This is a genomic window from Labrenzia sp. 5N, assembly GCF_012395805.1.
In the GTDB taxonomy this organism is placed as follows: Bacteria; Pseudomonadota; Alphaproteobacteria; order Rhizobiales; family Stappiaceae; genus Roseibium; species Roseibium algicola.
Genome location: NZ_JAAZTM010000020.1, coordinates 197,291 through 214,352, shown reverse-complemented (window position 1 = coordinate 214,352; position 17,062 = coordinate 197,291). Strand labels below are relative to the sequence as shown.

Genomic DNA, 17,062 nt, shown 5'->3' with positions numbered 1-17,062 from the left:
TGCTCGGGGCACTCTTTGGACCTTAACGCTGATACACTGGCCTCTTGGTTCTCTCACTATGCGGATTTAGGTTTAATAGAGTCTTGAGACAGCCAATCAAATGCACGGTAAATTTGTGTCCGGCGAGAGCAGCCCATGGATCAGTGGACGTCCTCACGCGCAGAAATGGTTGAGAAGCAACTGCACAGGCGCGGCATTAGCGATAAACGGGTTCTGGCCGCTATGGCCAGTGTGCCGCGCCATATCTTTGTTCCGAAGAGCCAGGTAAACCGAGCCTACTGGGATGGGCCTTTGTCCATCGGATATGGCCAGACAATATCCCAGCCCTATGTTGTGGCTCTCACTTGCGAACTGCTTGAAATCAGCGAAAACGCGAAGGTTTTGGAGATCGGGGCAGGTTCTGGTTACGCAGCTGCTGTGCTTGGAAACCTCGCTCAAAAAGTCATTTCGATAGATCGACTTCAGGAGCTCGTCAGCCTTTCCAGGGAAAATCTGAAACAGGCAGGTTGCAGGAACGTCGAGGTTATTTGCGCCGACGGAACACTTGGCTGTCCGCCGGAAGCCCCTTTCGATGCCATCGCAGTTGCGGCGGGAGCGCCGGCTGTTCCCGATTCTCTCAAAAAGCAACTCAAGGTAGGCGGTCGACTGGTGATTCCGGTTGGCAAGTCAAAACGGCAACAAGATCTCATCCGGATCGAAAGGCTTTCCGAAACCGAGTTCAAAACAGACAATCTCGGTGCCGTCGCCTACGTACCTCTGGTGGGCGCCGAAGGATGGACGGATGCGGGCTGAGGCCTGTCGGGTGTCAACCGCCAACATCAGGTATCCCGGCGGCCCCTTCAATTGGTTCAAGCGTTGTTACAGAAAAACTCTGTAAAACAGGAAGTTACTCTGGCTTGGGGCCACCAGCTCGTCCATCGCGAACTCCTCGGCCCTCCGAATAACCACACATTCAGTGCGATTTTGGGCTGGCCCCTGCTCGGGTCCACGCCCTCGTTCCACACGTTTGAGTGAGCCGGCGAACTCTGCCTCAGGCGGTCGCCAGGCGCGCCAGCTTGGTCAGCACTGTTGCGGTCCCTTTCAAACGTGCGTCGGTTTTATCCCAATCGCGCGTCAGGACCACCTTCTGATCCGGTCGGATCTTCGCAAGGACACCCTGCTCGGCAATGTAGGAAACCAGACCGGCCGGATTGGAGAATTCGCTATTGCGGAACGTGATGACGATCCCTTTCGGCCCGGCATCGACCTTCTCGACATTGGCCTTGCGGCAAAGCCCCTTGATGAAGACGATCTTGAGGAGATGCTGCACTTCTTCCGGCAACGGTCCAAAGCGGTCGATCAGTTCCGCGCCGAAGGAATCGATTTCCTCTGCCTCGGTGACATCGCCCAAACGGCGGTAAAGCTGCAGACGCAGTTGCAGGTCCGCGACGTAATTTTCCGGGATGAGAACAGGCGTGCCGATGTTGATTTGCGGCGACCACTGCTCGTCGCCAAAATCCGCGCCACCATCCTTGAGCTGGGCAACCGCCTCTTCCAGCATCTGCTGGTACAGTTCAAATCCGACTTCCTTGATATGCCCGGACTGCTCCTCGCCAAGCAGGTTCCCGGCCCCGCGAATGTCGAGATCGTGGCTGGCCAGCTGGAAGCCTGCCCCTAACGTTTCGAGAGACTGAAGGACCTTCAATCGGCGTTCGGCAGTCGCTGTCAACGTCTTGTTCGCAGGAACCGTAAAGAGCGCGTAGGCGCGGGTCTTGGACCGGCCGACACGACCGCGCAGCTGGTAGAGCTGTGCAAGGCCGAACATATCCGCCCGGTGCACGATCAACGTGTTCGCGGTCGGAATATCCAGCCCGGATTCCACGATCGTTGTCGACAGCAGGACGTTGTACTTGCCCTCATAGAAGGCGTTCATGACGTCTTCAAGTTCCCCCGGAGGCATCTGGCCATGGGCAACCGCCACTTTCAGTTCAGGCACCTGATTTTCAAGGAACTCGAGGCGCTCTGCAATGTCGGCAAGGCGCGGACAGACATAGAAGCTCTGCCCGCCTCTGTAATGCTCGCGCAGAAGGGCTTCTCGAACCACCAACGGATCGAACGGCGAAACGAACGTGCGCACTGCCAGCCGGTCCACCGGCGGCGTTGCGATCAGCGACAGTTCGCGTACCCCGGTCAGCGCAAGCTGCAAGGTCCGCGGGATCGGTGTCGCCGATAGCGTCAACACGTGAACGTCCGATTTCAGCTCCTTCAGCCGCTCCTTGTGCTTGACCCCGAAATGCTGCTCCTCGTCGATGATAAGCAGGCCGAGATCCCGGAATTCGATGGACTTGCCCAGCAATGCATGGGTGCCGACGACAATATCGACTGATCCGTCGGTGATGCCTTTCTTGGTCAGGCTCAGTTGCTTCGTGGGCACCAGGCGGGATGCATGGGCTACGTTGATCGGCAGACCATGAAAGCGCTCGGAAAAGGTCTTGAAGTGTTGACGGGCCAAAAGGGTCGTAGGTACCACCACCGCAACCTGGCGCCCGGACATGGCGGCAATGAAAGCTGCACGAAGCGCCACTTCCGTCTTGCCGAATCCAACGTCGCCGCAAACCAGGCGATCCATCGGCCGCCCCGATGACAGATCGTCGAAAACCGCATCGATCGCTGTAAGCTGATCGTCTGTTTCCTCGTAGGGGAATCGCGTCGCGAACTCGTCGTAGACGCCTTCCGGTGTTTCCACCACCGGCGCGGTCTTGAGAGCGCGTTGAGCTGCTGTCTTGATCAGGCCGTCGGCGATTTCCAGAATGCGCTTCTTGAGCTTGGCCTTGCGTGCCTGCCAGGCACCGCCGCCAAGCTTGTCGAGTTGGGCTTCCTGGTCTTCCGAGCCATAGCGGGACAAAAGCTCGATGTTTTCGACCGGAAGATAGAGTTTGTCGCCACCGGCATATTGAAGTTCCAGGCAGTCATGCGGCGCGCCGACTGCTTCGATCGTTTTCAAACCGATGAACCTGCCTATACCGTGGTCCACGTGAACGACGAGATCGCCTTCCGAAAGGCCCGTCGCTTCGGTAATGACGTTGGCACCTTTGGACTTGCGACGCGACTTGCGAACCAGCCTGTCGCCGAGAATGTCCTGTTCGCCGATGAAGACGACGTCATTGAGCTCAAAGCCATGCTCGATGCCCAGTACACACAGCGCGGTTGTCTTGGCGGGAAGTCCCTCGATGTCCTTCAGCGTGTCCGCATTCTTGACCGCTCCAAGACCATGGTCTTCAAGGATCTGGCCGAGACGGTCGCGCGAACCTTCCGACCAGCAGGCAATCACCGTGCGTTTGCCCTGCTTTTGCAGTTGGCGCACGTGAGTAGTCAGCGCGTCAAAAATGTTGATGTCGCCCGCGGCCCTTTCGGCAGCAAAACTCCGGCCCTGACGCCCACCCAGTTCGACAATCGTCTTGCCGCTGCCTGGCGGCGGAGTAAAGGGATCAAGTGCGGCGCTTGCGCGGTCGGCGACAGCTGCACGCCATTCCTCTTCGGTGACATAGAGACTGGCCGGTTCCACCGGCATGTAAGGCACCGTTCCGGCGCTTGTCCCCATTTCGCGCGCTTCCTGACGTGCGCGGTAGTATTCCGTGACCTGGTCAACGCGTTCGCGGACTGCGTCACTCATGCTGGTGTCCAGAACGACAGGCGTATCGCCGATGTAATCGAACAGACTTTCCAGTCGGTCGTGGAACAGTGGCAGCCAATGCTCCATGCCTGCGTATCGGCGACCGTCGCTGATCGACTGATAGAGCACGTCTTCACGGCTGGCTGCGCCAAAATTGGCGAGATAGGAACGACGGAAGCGTGAGATGGCTTCCTCGGACAATACGACCTCGCTCATCGGAACCAGGTCAAGGCGTTTCAGCTGTTTGGAGGTTCTCTGTGTTTCCGCGTTGAATGAGCGGATCGATTCAAGGGTATCGCCGAAGAAATCGAGCCGCACGGGCTCCTCCGCTCCAGGCGCAAAGAGATCGACAATACCGCCACGAACAGCATATTCGCCGGTTTCACGAACGGTCGGGGTCCGCGAAAAGCCGTTCATCTCCAGCCATGTGGAGATCGCTCCCATGTCGACCCGGTTACCCGGTGCCATGGAGAAGGTCTGGTCGGCCATGAAAGAGCGCTCGGGAACACGCTGAAGTGCCGCGTTGAGCGTTGTCATCAGGACGGTTTTCTTGCCGTCCGTCATGCCACGCGCAAGTTGGCCGAGCGCCAGCAGGCGGCGTGCACTGATCGCAGAATTGGGCGAAACGCGGTCGTATGGCAGGCAATCCCAGGCGGGCAACTGCAGGATTTCGACCTCGGGATCGAAGAACTGAAGTGCTTCGCTGACCATGGCCATGCGCGTGGCGTCGCGGGCGACAAATACCAGGGCAAGGCCCTGCGCTCGGGATTCGGCGAGCAGCCTTGCAAGAGCGTAGCTTTCGGCCCCATCCGGAACGCCGGCAAGCGTCACGTTGGCCTGATCCTTCAGCAGGCTGTCAAACACAGCTGGCGTCCTTGTTGTTATCTGCCGAACCCGGCCGGACCGGCGGCTTCATGATAGGCAATGATGCGGCGGTAAAGCGGACCGTCCCACTCCTGCGGCAAGGGCTTGCGACCTGTCATCCAGGCGTACAGATCCTGGTCATGCGCTGTCAGCAAGTGCTCGAGTTCGAGGAGTTCTTCTTCCGTAAGGCTGTCGATCTTGGCATCCGCAAATCCACCCAACAGCAGATCCATTTCCTTCATGCCCCGATGCCAGCACCGAAACAGTATTTTCTTGCGCCGGGAATCCCGTTCGCCACCATTGGTATCGACGTGTGCGCCGGACATTTCGGACATGAGAGACAGACCTATGAGAAGCTGACCGGCCTTGAGGCAAAGGCAGAATTGTTTTCGCCGATATCGGCCGGACGAGTGATTTCGTGTCGGTTATATAGCGCCAGAGAACGAGCTTGTCAGCGCCCAGTTCACAGAATGTTCTATTTGTTGCGCAGCGCTCCGCCTTCGTGGCAGAACAGGGGTTCCTGATACCGAACGCCCTGCCGTCTCTCGAAGGTTTACACGCCGAACATGCGCCCGCCGGTCCTCGATCCCCTGTTTGCCCCGGTTTCGACTTTGCCTGGAATCGGACCAAAGATCGAAAAGCTGGTATCCGGCCTCGTCGGCAGCCAGCCGGACCGTGACGCGACCGTTGCTGATCTGCTTTTTCATATTCCTCATAGTCTTATAGACCGGCGGCACCGCCCGGGCATCGCCTATTCGGAAAATGGCGACATCGTCACACTGGATGTCACCATCGGCCGGCACATGGCGCCCCCCCGGCATTCGAAAGCACCTTACCGGATCAACGCCTACGACGAGACAGGCCAGATCACCTTTGTCTTCTTTCACCCGCGCCATGACTGGCTGGAGAAAACTTTTCCCGAAGGCGAACGAAGGATCGTGTCAGGCAAGGTCGAATGGTTCAACGAGCGCCCTCAGATGGTGCACCCGGACTATTCGCTAAAACCTGAGGAAGCGGAAGAAATGCCGGCGATCGAACCGGTCTATCCGTTAACCGCCGGTTTGAGCTCCAAAACCCTGCAAAAGGCTGTGCGGGCGGCTGTCGACCGTGTGCCTCACCTCCCGGAATGGCTGAATGACGCCCATCTTCACCAGACTGGCTGGCCGGACTTTGCAGAAGCCTTGAAGACACTGCATGCACCGCATGAACGCAACGACATCGACCCCGCCTCCCCCTTCATGCAGCGGCTTGCCTATGACGAGCTGCTCGCCAGCCAGTTGGCTCTTGCCATGGTGCGGGCACACATGCGTACGCTTGGCGGAATATCGCGAAGCCCCAAAGGGGAACTGCAAAAAGCGGTGATAGCGTCACTGCCGTTTCAATTGACCGGCAGTCAGGCAAAAGCGATCGAAGAAATAAATGAAGACCTCGCCAAACCAGTACGCATGTTGCGACTTCTGCAAGGCGATGTCGGCGCCGGCAAGACCGTTGTTGCGCTTGCCGCCCTGGCACAGGTGATAGAAACCGGTGCACAAGGGGCCCTGATGGCCCCGACGGAAATTCTCGCCCGACAGCACTACGCGTCGATGTTGCCACTGTGCGAAAAGGCAGGCATTCGCCTTGCCCTGATGACCGGAAAGGACAGCCAGAAGGAACGTCGCCTTCGACAGGAACAGTTGGACGCAGGTGAGATCGACCTCGTGGTCGGCACCCACGCCCTTTTCCAGGGAACCGTGACCTTTCGCAATCTGGCCATGGTCGTCGTAGACGAGCAGCATCGCTTCGGTGTGCATCAACGGCTCGCCCTCTCAGCCAAGGGCAACGGCGTCGATGTTCTGGTCATGACCGCCACCCCTATTCCGAGAACTCTTGTGCTGACAGGCTTTGGCGACATGGACGTGTCTCGCCTGACGGACAAACCCGCGGGCCGCAAGCCCATCACAACCGTGTCAGTGTCCCTGGACCGCCTGGACGAGATCATTGGCCGGGTTGGTGCAGCGGTCGCCGACGGACAGAAGGTTTATTGGGTATGTCCACTGGTGGAAGAATCCGAAAAGATCGACCTGGCCGCCGTTGAGGAACGACACCGGGTTCTGGAACATGCTCTTCGGCAACGCGTCTCACTGGTCCACGGCCGCATGAACGCCGACGAAAAAGATGCCGCCATGGCAGACTTCAAGTCCGGCGCAACCAAGGTGCTGGTGGCAACAACCGTTATTGAAGTCGGCGTCGATGTGCCCGATGCCACCATAATCGTGATCGAACACGCCGAACGGTTTGGCCTCGCGCAATTGCACCAGCTGCGAGGCCGTGTCGGACGGGGTGACAAGCCTTCGTCCTGCGTCCTTCTTTACAAGGGACCGCTTGGAGAAACGGCTGGCGCGCGCCTCAACATCATGCGCCAGACCAACGATGGTTTCCTGATCGCGGAAGAAGATCTGAAGCTTCGCGGCGGTGGTGAAATTCTCGGCACCCGGCAATCCGGCACGCCAGGTTTTCGTATCGCACGCGCTGACGAACACGCCGATCTGATGGAAGTCGCACGCGACGACGCGAGACTTATCCTTGAACTGGATCCGGATCTGAAAACCAAACGCGGCGAAGCTCTGCGGTGTCTTTTGTATCTGTTCGGCCGCGATGCCGCGATCAGGCTCCTCAGGGCCGGCTGACACGATCGAACAGCAGCAGCCAACTGAGCCAATCGCGCGTAAGTCGGCAAGGACGCCTGACGACGTAGGGCAAAGCGAATAATTGATTACATGGCTTAACGCACTCAGGCGTCTTCGGAGCTTCTCACCCGTTCCAGCTGCGCCGGATCGACAATATCGTCTGCGAGAATTTCCGGATATTTCGGATTGACCAGACCAGCCGAGATCACGAGCTTTGCGGCATCTTCGACACTCATGTCCAGTTCGATCACATCTTCCTTCGGAACAAACAGCAAAAATCCCGATGTCGGGTTCGGCGTCGTCGGCAGGAATACGGAAAGTGTATCGGCCTTGTCCTTGAGCCGGCGCTCCACTTCGCCCTTGGTGTCGGTGGAGATGAACACAATCGCCCAGAGGCCTCTGCGTGGATATTCGATCAGCGCCGCCGTGGTGAAGCTGCTTCCGCGCTGATCAAGCACTGTCTCAAAAATCTGCTTCAAGCCACTGTAAATGTTACGAACGAGCGGCATGCGACCAACGATTTTTTCGCCAACCGAGATAAGACTGCGGCCAAGGAAGTTTGCTGCAAGAAAGCCGACGACCGTGAGAACAAACACTGCAACAATGAGCCCGAAACCGGGTATCGGAAACGGCAGGTAGGTGTCCGGATTGTAGATCTTGGGTACAAACGGCTTGACCCAGCCATCCACCCATTTGATGAAGGTCCAGGTCAACCACAGGGTAATGCCGATCGGGCCGGCGATGACCAGCCCTGTCAGGAAGTAGTTGCGAAGACGTGTTGCCGCACCCGGCCGATGGCCTATCTTGTGCGCGTCTTCTGCTTTATGTTTATGTCGGCTCATGGGTTAAACCCGAAACTTCCCTGTGTGTGCTCGTCTTTTCAACTGACCCGCACTTAGATAAGCATCTTTATCGCAGTGCGGTATCCTTCGCTTGATTTATTTTTCAGCGATGTATTCAAATTATGCCGGATTTGGAGGCAGTGTTGCGGCGGACCACGTTCAAACTTCTGGGAACCGGATGTGTCGGCCTCGGGATTGTCGGTGCGTTCCTTCCCATTCTGCCGAGCACGATATTCTTCATCCTTGCCGCTGCCTGTTTTGCCAGATCCTCTCCCGCACTTGAGGCGCGCATCCTCAACCACCCTATCTTCGGGCCGCCAGTGATTGCCTGGCGCGAACATGGTGCGATCCCGCCGAAGGCAAAGATCTTCGCCATTTCCGGAATGACCTTCGGATATTGCGTCTTCTATCTTTCAGCCCATCCTGACCTGTGGCTTGCCATAGGTGTCGGACTGTTCATGATCGGCTGCGCAGCCTACGTCTTGTCTCGTCCATCGGGCCCGGGCAACACCCCTCCCGACGGTTGCAAGGATCCGTCATAGGTCGACGGGCTAAATGTCTGGAATAAGCCGCTTCCCAAGGGAAACAGCGCTTTCCTCCGCATATCCGAGTTGTTCGTAAAACCGCAGAACCTTGTCGTTGTCCTGACGTACCATAAGGTTGATCTTCGGACAGCCCTTCGCAACTAGGAATGCCTCGCAGCGGCTCATCAGCATTTTCCCGAGGCCCACCGTCTGGCATTCGGGATCGACTGAAAGATAGTTGATCGAGCCGCGGTGGCCGTCATACCCGGCCATGACGGACCCGATAAGCCTGTCTCCACGCAGAAGCACGAAGAAGGCACCGTTTTTGTCGGTCTTCTTGCGGTCGATGTCCTTGTCCGGGTCATTCCAGGGGCGCGTCAGTCCACATTTCTCCCAGAGAGCAATAACGTCGGCCCGGAACCGCTCCTCGAAGGGCAGAACCCGATCTTGCGTGCTTGTGCTGTCCATGGACTATTCAACCGTCACGGATTTGGCCAGGTTCCTCGGCTGATCGACATCGGTGCCCATGAAGACAGCCGTGTGGTAGGCAATGAGCTGAACAGGCAACGCGTAGATGATCGGCGCAACGATATCCGACATGTCCGGCAGAATGACTGTATTTTCGGCCGCATTGCCACACTCCGACGCACCGCGCTCGTCTGTGATGAGCACGATCCGTCCGCCGCGCGCAGCCACTTCCTGCATGTTGGAAACGGTTTTCTCGTAAATCGCGTCATAGGGCGCGATCACGAAAACCGGCATGTTTTCATCAATGAGGGCTATAGGACCGTGCTTGAGTTCCCCGGCAGCGTAGCCTTCTGCGTGGATGTAGGAGAGCTCCTTGAGCTTCAGCGCGCCTTCCAGAGCAAGCGGGAAATTGGTTGCCCGGCCGAGGTAAAGGGCATTGCTTGCCTTGGAGAGCGGATGCGCTAGTTTCTCGATATCGCTTTCACGGGCCAGGGCCTTGAGAGCAAGGCTCGGCACTTCGATCAATTCCGCGACAAGCTCCTGCTCCCGCTCCGGCGTCAGCACGCCGCGTTCCCGTCCGGCCTGCAGGGCAAGACCGGCGAGCACCGCAAGCTGACACGTGAAGGCCTTTGTCGAGGCGACGCCGATTTCAGGTCCGGCAATGGTCTGGAACACCCGGTCGGCTTCCCGGGCTATCGTGCTTTCCGGTACATTGACGATCGCGCCGATCGTGGCACCGTTCGTCTTGCAGTACCGCAGTGAGGCGAGCGTGTCTGCAGTTTCACCAGACTGGGAAATCACCAGCGCCGTGTCCTTGTCGCTCACCGGTGTTTCGCGATAGCGGAACTCACTGGCGATATCGATCTCCACGGGAAGGCGAGCGTATTTCTCGAACCAGTATTTGGACACCAGACCGGCAAGATACGCCGTTCCGCAGGCCGTGATGATAAGGCGCGACAGGTCCTTGAACTTGAGTTGGTCAGCCCCTTCCACACGAGCCCGCTTGGTCGTGTAATCGAAATAGCGTGACAGCGTATGGCCCAGCACTTCCGGCTGCTCGTGGATTTCCTTGGCCATGAAGTGCTTGTAATTGCCCTTGTCCATCAGACTGGAGGTGACAGACGACCTTGCTTCCGGGCGCGTGACAGGCTGGTTCGCCTGATCGAAAATCTCAACACCTGCCCTAGTGATGACAGCCCAATCGCCCTCATCAAGATAGGTAATCCGGTCGGTAAACGGCGACAGGGCTATGGCATCGGACCCGAAGAACATTTCCCCGTCTCCATGCCCGACAGCAAGCGGCGATCCTTTGCGGGCACCGATAAGAAGATCTTCCTCACCGGAAAACAGCATCGCCAATGCAAAAGCACCCTTCAGGCGCGGCAGAACCTGTGCAACAGCATCGCGAGGAGAAAGTCCGTTGGCCATCGACAGATTGACCAGATGGGCCACTACTTCTGTGTCGGTTTCCGTATCCAGCACGGCGCCGGCAGCGACGATTTCCTCTCGGAGTTCCAGATAGTTTTCGATGATACCATTATGAACGACGGCAACCGAGCCGGCCTGGTGCGGGTGGGCATTGGCAACAGTTGGTGCACCGTGTGTTGCCCACCGTGTGTGACCGATCCCGGAGATGCCTGTCAGGGGTGATTTTTCGAGAACAGCTTCAAGATTGCGCAGCTTGCCTTCCGCCCTGCGACGTACGATGGCACCATCCACCAATGTGGCAACCCCGGCAGAATCATAGCCCCGGTATTCCAGCCGCTTCAGCGAATCCACGATCCGCGGCGCCGCATCAACCGTTCCCAACACGCCAACAATGCCACACATGCAAAAAGCCCTTTAAAAATGGATCCAATGGACCGCACTGCTTTAGACGACAGCGCCTGCCAACCAGAAATCAATCCCTGTTTCATTAAATGACAAGGGTCGAGAATTGTATGAAAGTCAGGATTTGCTTTCCTTGGCAGCCTTCAGCCGGTCCCGCAGCTGTTTTGCCTTGCCTTCCTTGACGATCTGCCGAGCACGGCCAAATGCCATGGAATCCTGGTCCACATCATAGGTGATCACGCTTCCGGCAGCGACAAAAGACCCACTGCCAAGGCTGACCGGTGCCACCAGCGTGGAATTGGAACCGACAAAACTGCCCGCTCCAATCTCTGTCCGGTGTTTCAGATAGCCGTCGTAATTGCAGGTTATCGTGCCAGCACCAATGTTCGACTTCGAGCCGACACTTGCATCACCGATGTAACTGAGATGATTGGCCTTGGCACCGTCTTCGAAGGTCGTGTTTTTGACTTCGACAAAGTTGCCGACACGGGTGTCGGCCCCCAGAACCGCGCCGGGCCGCAGACGGGCATAGGGGCCAACAGCGCTATTTCTGCCAACGGATGCCCCCTCAAGGTGACTGAAGGCGCGGATCCTTGCTCCGCTTGCGACCCTTACCCCCGGGGCGAAGACGACATTCTGCTCTACGACCACATCAGATTCCAGAACGGTATCATGCGAGAAATAAACCGTGTGCGGCGCAAGCAATGTGCAGCCGTTTTCCAAAGCGATATTACGCATACGAACCTGGAAATCCTCTTCACAGGCAGCCAGCTGAGCACGTGTATTGATGCCTTGCGTTTCGACTTCCGAGCCGGAAACCGCAACAACCTTCAAGCCCTTGCTGTTGGCGATTTCAACCGCGTCCGTCAGGTAAAATTCGCTTTTGGCATTGGCATTGCCAATCGCATCCAACAAAGAGAGTGCATGCTGCCCCGAGAAACCCATGATGCCGGAATTGCAAAAGGTGATCCTCCGTTCTTCGTCCGAGGCGTCCTTTTCTTCCCGAATGGCAACAAGTTGCCCGTTATCGGTCAGCAACCGGCCATAGCCGAATGGTTGTTGGGTTTCGAACCCAAGCACTGCCAAGTCTGCACCATCCGACAAGGCCCGTCGAACTTTGCCTATCGTGTCTGCCGTCACCAGTGGAGTGTCGCCGAACAGGATCAGGACTTCGTCCGAAGGCGAGGCCAGCGCAGACCGGGCGGCAAGCGCCGCGTGAGCCGTACCCAGCCTCTCGTGCTGGACATGACAATGCGCTTCCGGCGCAAGGTTTTGAACCAGCTTTTCAAGCTCGGGCATATCTGGGCCGGTTACGACGGAAATTCGGTCAGAGCCAGCCTGTTTCAGGGCCTTTACCACATGCCCGACCAACGGCAGTCCGCCGATCTCATGCATCACCTTTGGCAGGTTGGATTTCATCCGAGTGCCGAGTCCGGCGGCCAGAACAATCGAAAGGCAAGAACGGGAAGTCATCAAAGGTCCACTGTCAATTTTTCGGGCATCACCCACACAAGTCGGCCTCTATATGCCCCGATCCACAGAACATTGAAAGATCTGACTTCCTGAGTGCTTCGGTTTGCTTTTCATTAACCATAATGCACACCTGATGAGGTATCTTCTTTGAGATTCGGTTTCAGGCTCGGAAAGCAGGACTTTTGGCAAAACGGAAGGCACAAAAATCTGTTCGGGACGTTGTCCGGGATACGTTCACGCCTTCGCGTGTCGGCCTGCTTTCCTGGGCATTTGCGGCCGTTTGTATGGGAACTGTCGGCCTTGCTTCCTACCAGTTCAGCAACGCCCACGGCCAGTTCACACCGAAGTTCGATTTCCCGACGGGACTAGCCCTGCCCCCGGTCGGAAGCGTGGGGTCAACGGCCTCCATCACGTCCTCTTCCGGCAGAGGGGTACCGGTAGAGGTCATGCAGTTGTCGGAAGAAAGCGATCACGCCCCCCTTCCCGGTCTGGACCAGAGCCAGATCTCTGTGCTGCAGAAAGAAATCGTCGGATTGCGTCGACGCCTTAGCGCACTTGCCGAACAAAATCTTGCATATTCGCGCCGCATCGCAGCACTGGAGAAGGAAGCTGCTTTTTCCAAGCTTTCTGAAACGGGAAATACCGATAGAGACAGCGGCGAACCAGTGGAACCGAGCCCGGGCATCGTCCGCACTGAGGTGACTGAAAAAGTGGAGAAACCACTTCCCGTCCCCGTCGCGTCGCCTAAAGCAAAACTCGTTGCTTCAAAGCCGAACCAGACGACTTCTGCGGCACCAGATCTGGCGGACGCCGAGAATCAGGTTTCAACGCCTGCCCTTGACGTCCCCAAGGCGCCCCCCCGGTTGGTCAGCATCGATTCCGGAACCGCTCCAGCCGACGCACCTACCCGAAGTTTCAATTCTGCCGAACCGGTCCGGATTGTCGACCTGCCAAGGGTAGATCTGCCCGCACCAGGTGGCGAACCCCAAGCGACAGGTTCAATACCCTTGGCCGTTGAAGACAATACGCCTTCTACGCCGCCCTTGCCGGAGCCGTTCGACGCAACACCTACCCAGACGACAAGTCGACCTGTGGTTATCACGCCTTCCAGTCCCGCCGGACGGCTTCGCGGTGGAGGTGACAGCAAACTGAAACGAAGCGATTTCGGGGCGATTATCGGTCACTACAGCTCAACTGCTGCAGCAGCAAAAGCCTGGGCCGATTTCAAGAATCAAAATGCGGAACGCATGCGTGACCTTCGCCCGCTCCTGATGGAACGAAATACGCCTCAAGGCGGTATTGCCTTGATGGTCGGACCGTTTGCCAATGCGGCGGACGCTGCCGTTGCGTGTCTTCACCTGTTGGATGTGACTGAGCTCTGTCACCCGGCCCTGTTCGCGGGTGACCCGCTCGTGACTGCTGCGGAATTTCGCGACACGGCGTTTTAAGGCAACTAATCTCGTTAGATTCCATTCGGTTGATGCAATGCGCCAAGGCGAAGAACCTTGGCGCTGCGTTTATCCGATGGTCTGCAGCGCGGGGAACGTTTCCAGGAGCCAATAGGACAAGACCGCCATCTGCCCGGTCAGGAACATGACCCCGGTCAATACGAGAACTCCGCCCATGGTCTTTTCGACGACACCCATGTGCTTGCGGAACCGCCGCATGAACTTGAGAAACGGCGAAGCGAAAAGCGCTGCAATCAGGAACGGGATACCGAGGCCGAGTGCATAGGCGCTCAAGAGCAAGGCTCCCTGCCCCACCGTTTCTTTTCCGCCAGCGACAAACAGAATGGCGGCCAGTATTGGGCCGACACAAGGTGTCCAGCCAAAGCCGAAGGCAAGGCCGATGACATAGGCGCCAAGCGGACCCGCAGGCTTTTTCTCCACGTGAACACGCGCTTCCTTGTAAAGCAGGCCTATGCGGAACACGCCAAGGAAATGCAGGCCCATAACGATGATCGCGGCGCCGGCGATATAGCTCAGGTAATCGAGATAGGCGCGAATGAACTGGCCAAGAAAACTGGCAGTCGCCCCCAGCAAAACGAACACGGTTGAAAAACCAAGCACAAAGAACAGGGCACTCAGAAACACCCGACGCGATGCAGCCGTGCTGTCTTCTGCTTCACCTGATAGTTGCTCCAGCGAAACGCCCGCGAGGAACCCCAGGTAAGGTGGCACCAACGGCAGGACGCAAGGCGAGACAAAAGATAGGACACCGGCAAGCGCGGCGCCTATGATGGTGACTTCCTGGATCATTCGACATTCCGGTTGTTCAGGCAGCCCACCGGCAATCCGGCGAGCCTCGGAGCGACCATATTAGCCGCTTCCCCGCTTTGACCAAAGACACAAGGTGCTCACCATTTGGAGAGCTGTGAACACCGGTCAGTTTGCCTTTGCCGGTGCGGTTGCGGGCACTAGGCCTTTTTCCTGGAAATAGGTCAATGCGCCAGGATGTAGCGGCGCCGGCATCCCGTAGGCAACCAGGTCATTTTCTGTCAGGCGGCCAAGTGCAGGATGCAGACGCTTGAAACTGTCGAAATTTTCGAAAACCGCTTCTACGAGTGTTGTCACGATCGGTTCCGGCATGCGTGCAGACGTTACGAAGGTCGCGACAACGCCGAAGGAATCCACTGGCTGCGAAAGACCATAAAGGCCCGCAGGGATGTCGGCCGGCATGTAGTAGGGAACTTCTGTCAAAAGCTCGTCAACGGCTTTGCCATCGATACCAATCAGACGAATATCGCAACGAGCCTGAGTTTCCTCGATCAACGCAGCCGGATGACCTATCAATTCGAAATACGCATCAATTCTGCCTGAACAAAGCGCTTCAGACAGCTCCGATGTCTTGAGCTCTTCAAGATCTTCCTGATCACTCTGCGTCCAGCCAAGGCCGCTGATCAGTGCGTTCCAGGAAGCTGCAGACCCCGATCCCTTGCTGCCGATATTTATCTTTGCCTCTTTCAAATCATCGAAGACCCGATAAGAAGATTCGTCTCGAACGACGATTGTTGCGACTTCGGCATGAAGTGAAAATATGGAGCGTAGCTCGTCAAACGGCCCGACCTCTTCAAACGCAGAGGTCCCGAGAAAAGCGTGATGCTGCCAGTCGGACTGCACATAACCAAAATCGATTTCACCGGAACGAATCTTTTCGATATTGGCAATTGACCCCAGCGTGGTTTCGACTGAGCAACGAACGCCGTGGTCGGCGCGTGTCATGTTGACAATCTTGCATGTCGCCCCGCCGGACGGATAGTAGACGCCGGTAACGCCGCCGGTGCCAATCGTGATGAAATGCTGTTCATCCGCACGCACGCCATCGATTGCACCACTCATAACCAACAATCCCGCGCCCAGAAGTGCGGTAAGACGGCTGCATGCGGTATTGGAACCGGACAACTGGCGCGTAAAGCACTGCGTCGCTACTAGGGTCTCCTGAGACTTTGCCAAATGTTCCGCCCTTCTGCCGCCGACAAATATGGCGGTATCCTTCAACAACTCGGCTACACACCGACTGCAACAACCCAGCATCAGGCGCTGCAGTGCGACTCCTGCAGATCTGGCTGCCGAGGCACCCGCAAGATTACGCAATGTCGAAGGGATAGCAAAGGCGACGCGTCAACGCCAGTTCGGGACGATCGGTTCAATCACAAGTTAACGAGCCCATGACCGGACCGATAGCACAAACAATTTGAAAAAATTTCTGATCAGAACAAATTTCGATTGAACAAATGCTACGGACGAGAATATGCCACGGTCCCCAACCCCTTGGACCGGCCATACTCCAGACAGCGTCAGTTGTTTCGCCCTCCCCGGATTACCTCAAAGAGCTTCCCCTTTAGCTCTTCTTCAGCATCACCGTCGCGAAGGCCCTGCCGCCACTGGTCAAGGATGAGACGCAAGCCGAGCGTTTCCCGGCTATGCGGTAGGTCTCCGATAAACGACGCGAAAAACAGGTCGAGCCGTTCCCGGTCGATCAAGCCCTGGTCGATCAATCCGTGAATCAGCGTCATCGTCGCCGCGATGTGCCCTTTCACGAAATCGAACTCGACGGAGCTCGTGTGGGTGTCGATTGTCGTTGTGTGCATGTAACCTCTCATGTGCCTGATAACGTTACCTCACATAGCTTTATTGCGCTACCTGACAGTTTTCGCAGGAGAATGATCGTTATTTTCTTAGAAGCGAAAATTAGCAACTAGAGTTAAAAAGAGTAAAATCGACTGTACTTGATAATACTATCAATCGAAGGACCGTTGTTGCTAATAACATGTGCGAGAATTCACCATTTCCCGAATTTGGTTGTGTGTTTTCAACAGTGACCACTGAACAACGCTGTTTTTTCCTACCCTGTTGAAAAAATCGATTTTGCCTCTTGCATTGTCCTCAAGGTCGGCCTAAACACACGCCACCAACGCGGTGGCGCTGCAACAACGCACTGAACCGCTTCGGAAATTGGTGAGAGCCGATAGCTCAGCTGGTAGAGCAACTGACTTTTAATCAGTAGGTCCAGGGTTCGAACCCCTGTCGGCTCACCAATATTTCCAAAACCTTAGCCTTAAAAATTTTAAGCTTGTAGTATCCACCGCTTGCGCGTCGCACGGTGGACGAGATCTGTGTTTTCACTATCCAAGTTCGCGATCCCGAGACCTGAGAACTTGCTGGCATTTGACCTAAAAGCAAAGCCGGACAACCCATCTGGATCGCCCGGCCAAACTAACCTTAAGTAAGATTCAAACAA

The 17,062-nt window shown here is 56.8% G+C and carries 13 protein-coding genes and 1 tRNA gene; 5 read left to right on the top strand and 9 right to left on the bottom strand.

All coding sequences use genetic code 11. The features are described 5' to 3' along the window. Positions 1 to 135 precede the first annotated feature (135 nt). Positions 136 to 792, top strand: coding sequence for a protein-L-isoaspartate(D-aspartate) O-methyltransferase (locus HEP89_RS21540; protein ID WP_168693000.1), 657 nt, complete (start codon positions 136 to 138; stop codon positions 790 to 792). Between the two features lie 238 nt (positions 793 to 1,030). Here HEP89_RS21540 and mfd read toward each other — a convergent pair whose 3' ends face one another. Further along, positions 1,031 to 4,516 carry a transcription-repair coupling factor gene (gene mfd / locus HEP89_RS21535; protein ID WP_168692999.1) on the bottom strand — a complete coding sequence of 1,162 codons (3,486 nt, stop codon included), beginning with the start codon at positions 4,514 to 4,516 and terminating at the stop codon, positions 1,031 to 1,033. Positions 4,517 to 4,533: 17 nt separating this feature from the next. Then, positions 4,534 to 4,851 carry a succinate dehydrogenase assembly factor 2 gene (locus tag HEP89_RS21530; protein ID WP_077292816.1) on the bottom strand — a complete coding sequence of 106 codons (318 nt, stop codon included), beginning with the start codon at positions 4,849 to 4,851 and terminating at the stop codon, positions 4,534 to 4,536. A gap of 231 nt (positions 4,852 to 5,082) precedes the next feature. Here HEP89_RS21530 and recG point away from each other — a divergent pair, with 231 nt between their 5' ends. Beyond that, positions 5,083 to 7,185, top strand: coding sequence for an ATP-dependent DNA helicase RecG (gene recG, locus HEP89_RS21525; RefSeq protein ID WP_168692998.1), 2,103 nt, complete (start codon positions 5,083 to 5,085; stop codon positions 7,183 to 7,185). Between the two features lie 104 nt (positions 7,186 to 7,289). On the opposite strand, the gene HEP89_RS21520 is transcribed toward recG, so the two are convergent. Beyond that, on the bottom strand, positions 7,290 to 8,027 hold the full coding sequence (locus tag HEP89_RS21520; protein ID WP_055654395.1) for a DUF502 domain-containing protein: 738 nt from the start codon (positions 8,025 to 8,027) through the stop codon (positions 7,290 to 7,292). Between the two features lie 122 nt (positions 8,028 to 8,149). Here HEP89_RS21520 and HEP89_RS21515 point away from each other — a divergent pair, with 122 nt between their 5' ends. After that, positions 8,150 to 8,569, top strand: coding sequence for a YbaN family protein (locus HEP89_RS21515; protein WP_062488708.1), 420 nt, complete (start codon positions 8,150 to 8,152; stop codon positions 8,567 to 8,569). 9 nt (positions 8,570 to 8,578) lie between these two features. On the opposite strand, the gene HEP89_RS21510 is transcribed toward HEP89_RS21515, so the two are convergent. From HEP89_RS21510 to glmU, 3 genes are all read right to left on the bottom strand, one after another. Further along, positions 8,579 to 9,019, bottom strand: a complete 441-nt coding sequence (locus HEP89_RS21510; RefSeq protein WP_168692997.1) for a GNAT family acetyltransferase — start codon at positions 9,017 to 9,019, stop codon at positions 8,579 to 8,581. 3 nt (positions 9,020 to 9,022) lie between these two features. Then, positions 9,023 to 10,849: a glutamine--fructose-6-phosphate transaminase (isomerizing) gene (glmS, locus tag HEP89_RS21505; RefSeq protein WP_168692996.1), complete on the bottom strand. Its 1,827-nt coding sequence runs from the start codon at positions 10,847 to 10,849 to the stop codon at positions 9,023 to 9,025. Between the two features lie 117 nt (positions 10,850 to 10,966). Next, entirely contained in the window at positions 10,967 to 12,322 is a 1,356-nt protein-coding gene (gene glmU, locus HEP89_RS21500; RefSeq protein WP_168692995.1) for a bifunctional UDP-N-acetylglucosamine diphosphorylase/glucosamine-1-phosphate N-acetyltransferase GlmU, read from the bottom strand. Between the two features lie 509 nt (positions 12,323 to 12,831). Between glmU and HEP89_RS21495 the strand changes: the two genes are divergently transcribed. Further along, positions 12,832 to 13,770 (top strand): hypothetical protein, encoded by a 939-nt coding sequence (locus tag HEP89_RS21495; protein WP_168692994.1) that lies wholly within the window; start codon positions 12,832 to 12,834, stop codon positions 13,768 to 13,770. Between the two features lie 69 nt (positions 13,771 to 13,839). Here HEP89_RS21495 and HEP89_RS21490 read toward each other — a convergent pair whose 3' ends face one another. The 3 genes from HEP89_RS21490 to HEP89_RS21480 form a co-directional block, all read right to left on the bottom strand. After that, positions 13,840 to 14,580: a cytochrome c biogenesis protein CcdA gene (locus HEP89_RS21490; protein ID WP_022998556.1), complete on the bottom strand. Its 741-nt coding sequence runs from the start codon at positions 14,578 to 14,580 to the stop codon at positions 13,840 to 13,842. 126 nt (positions 14,581 to 14,706) lie between these two features. Further along, positions 14,707 to 15,819, bottom strand: a complete 1,113-nt coding sequence (locus HEP89_RS21485; protein WP_209014790.1) for a TAXI family TRAP transporter solute-binding subunit — start codon at positions 15,817 to 15,819, stop codon at positions 14,707 to 14,709. Positions 15,820 to 16,118: 299 nt separating this feature from the next. Continuing rightward, entirely contained in the window at positions 16,119 to 16,412 is a 294-nt protein-coding gene (locus HEP89_RS21480) for a hypothetical protein (RefSeq protein ID WP_031268452.1), read from the bottom strand. Between the two features lie 371 nt (positions 16,413 to 16,783). Between HEP89_RS21480 and HEP89_RS21475 the strand changes: the two genes are divergently transcribed. Beyond that, positions 16,784 to 16,859, top strand: a tRNA-Lys gene (locus HEP89_RS21475). Positions 16,860 to 17,062: the final 203 nt, after the last annotated feature.

Coding starts and splice junctions, on each gene's coding strand:
- glmU (WP_168692995.1), bottom strand. CDS start 12,322: ATGACTTCCCGTTCTTGCCTTTCGATTGTTCTGGCCGCCGGACTCGGC.
- HEP89_RS21540 (WP_168693000.1), top strand. CDS start 136: ATGGATCAGTGGACGTCCTCACGCGCAGAAATGGTTGAGAAGCAACTG.
- recG (WP_168692998.1), top strand. CDS start 5,083: ATGCGCCCGCCGGTCCTCGATCCCCTGTTTGCCCCGGTTTCGACTTTG.
- glmS (WP_168692996.1), bottom strand. CDS start 10,849: ATGTGTGGCATTGTTGGCGTGTTGGGAACGGTTGATGCGGCGCCGCGG.
- HEP89_RS21490 (WP_022998556.1), bottom strand. CDS start 14,580: ATGATCCAGGAAGTCACCATCATAGGCGCCGCGCTTGCCGGTGTCCTA.
- HEP89_RS21480 (WP_031268452.1), bottom strand. CDS start 16,412: ATGCACACAACGACAATCGACACCCACACGAGCTCCGTCGAGTTCGAT.
- HEP89_RS21515 (WP_062488708.1), top strand. CDS start 8,150: ATGCCGGATTTGGAGGCAGTGTTGCGGCGGACCACGTTCAAACTTCTG.
- HEP89_RS21530 (WP_077292816.1), bottom strand. CDS start 4,851: ATGTCCGAAATGTCCGGCGCACACGTCGATACCAATGGTGGCGAACGG.
- HEP89_RS21510 (WP_168692997.1), bottom strand. CDS start 9,019: ATGGACAGCACAAGCACGCAAGATCGGGTTCTGCCCTTCGAGGAGCGG.
- HEP89_RS21520 (WP_055654395.1), bottom strand. CDS start 8,027: ATGAGCCGACATAAACATAAAGCAGAAGACGCGCACAAGATAGGCCAT.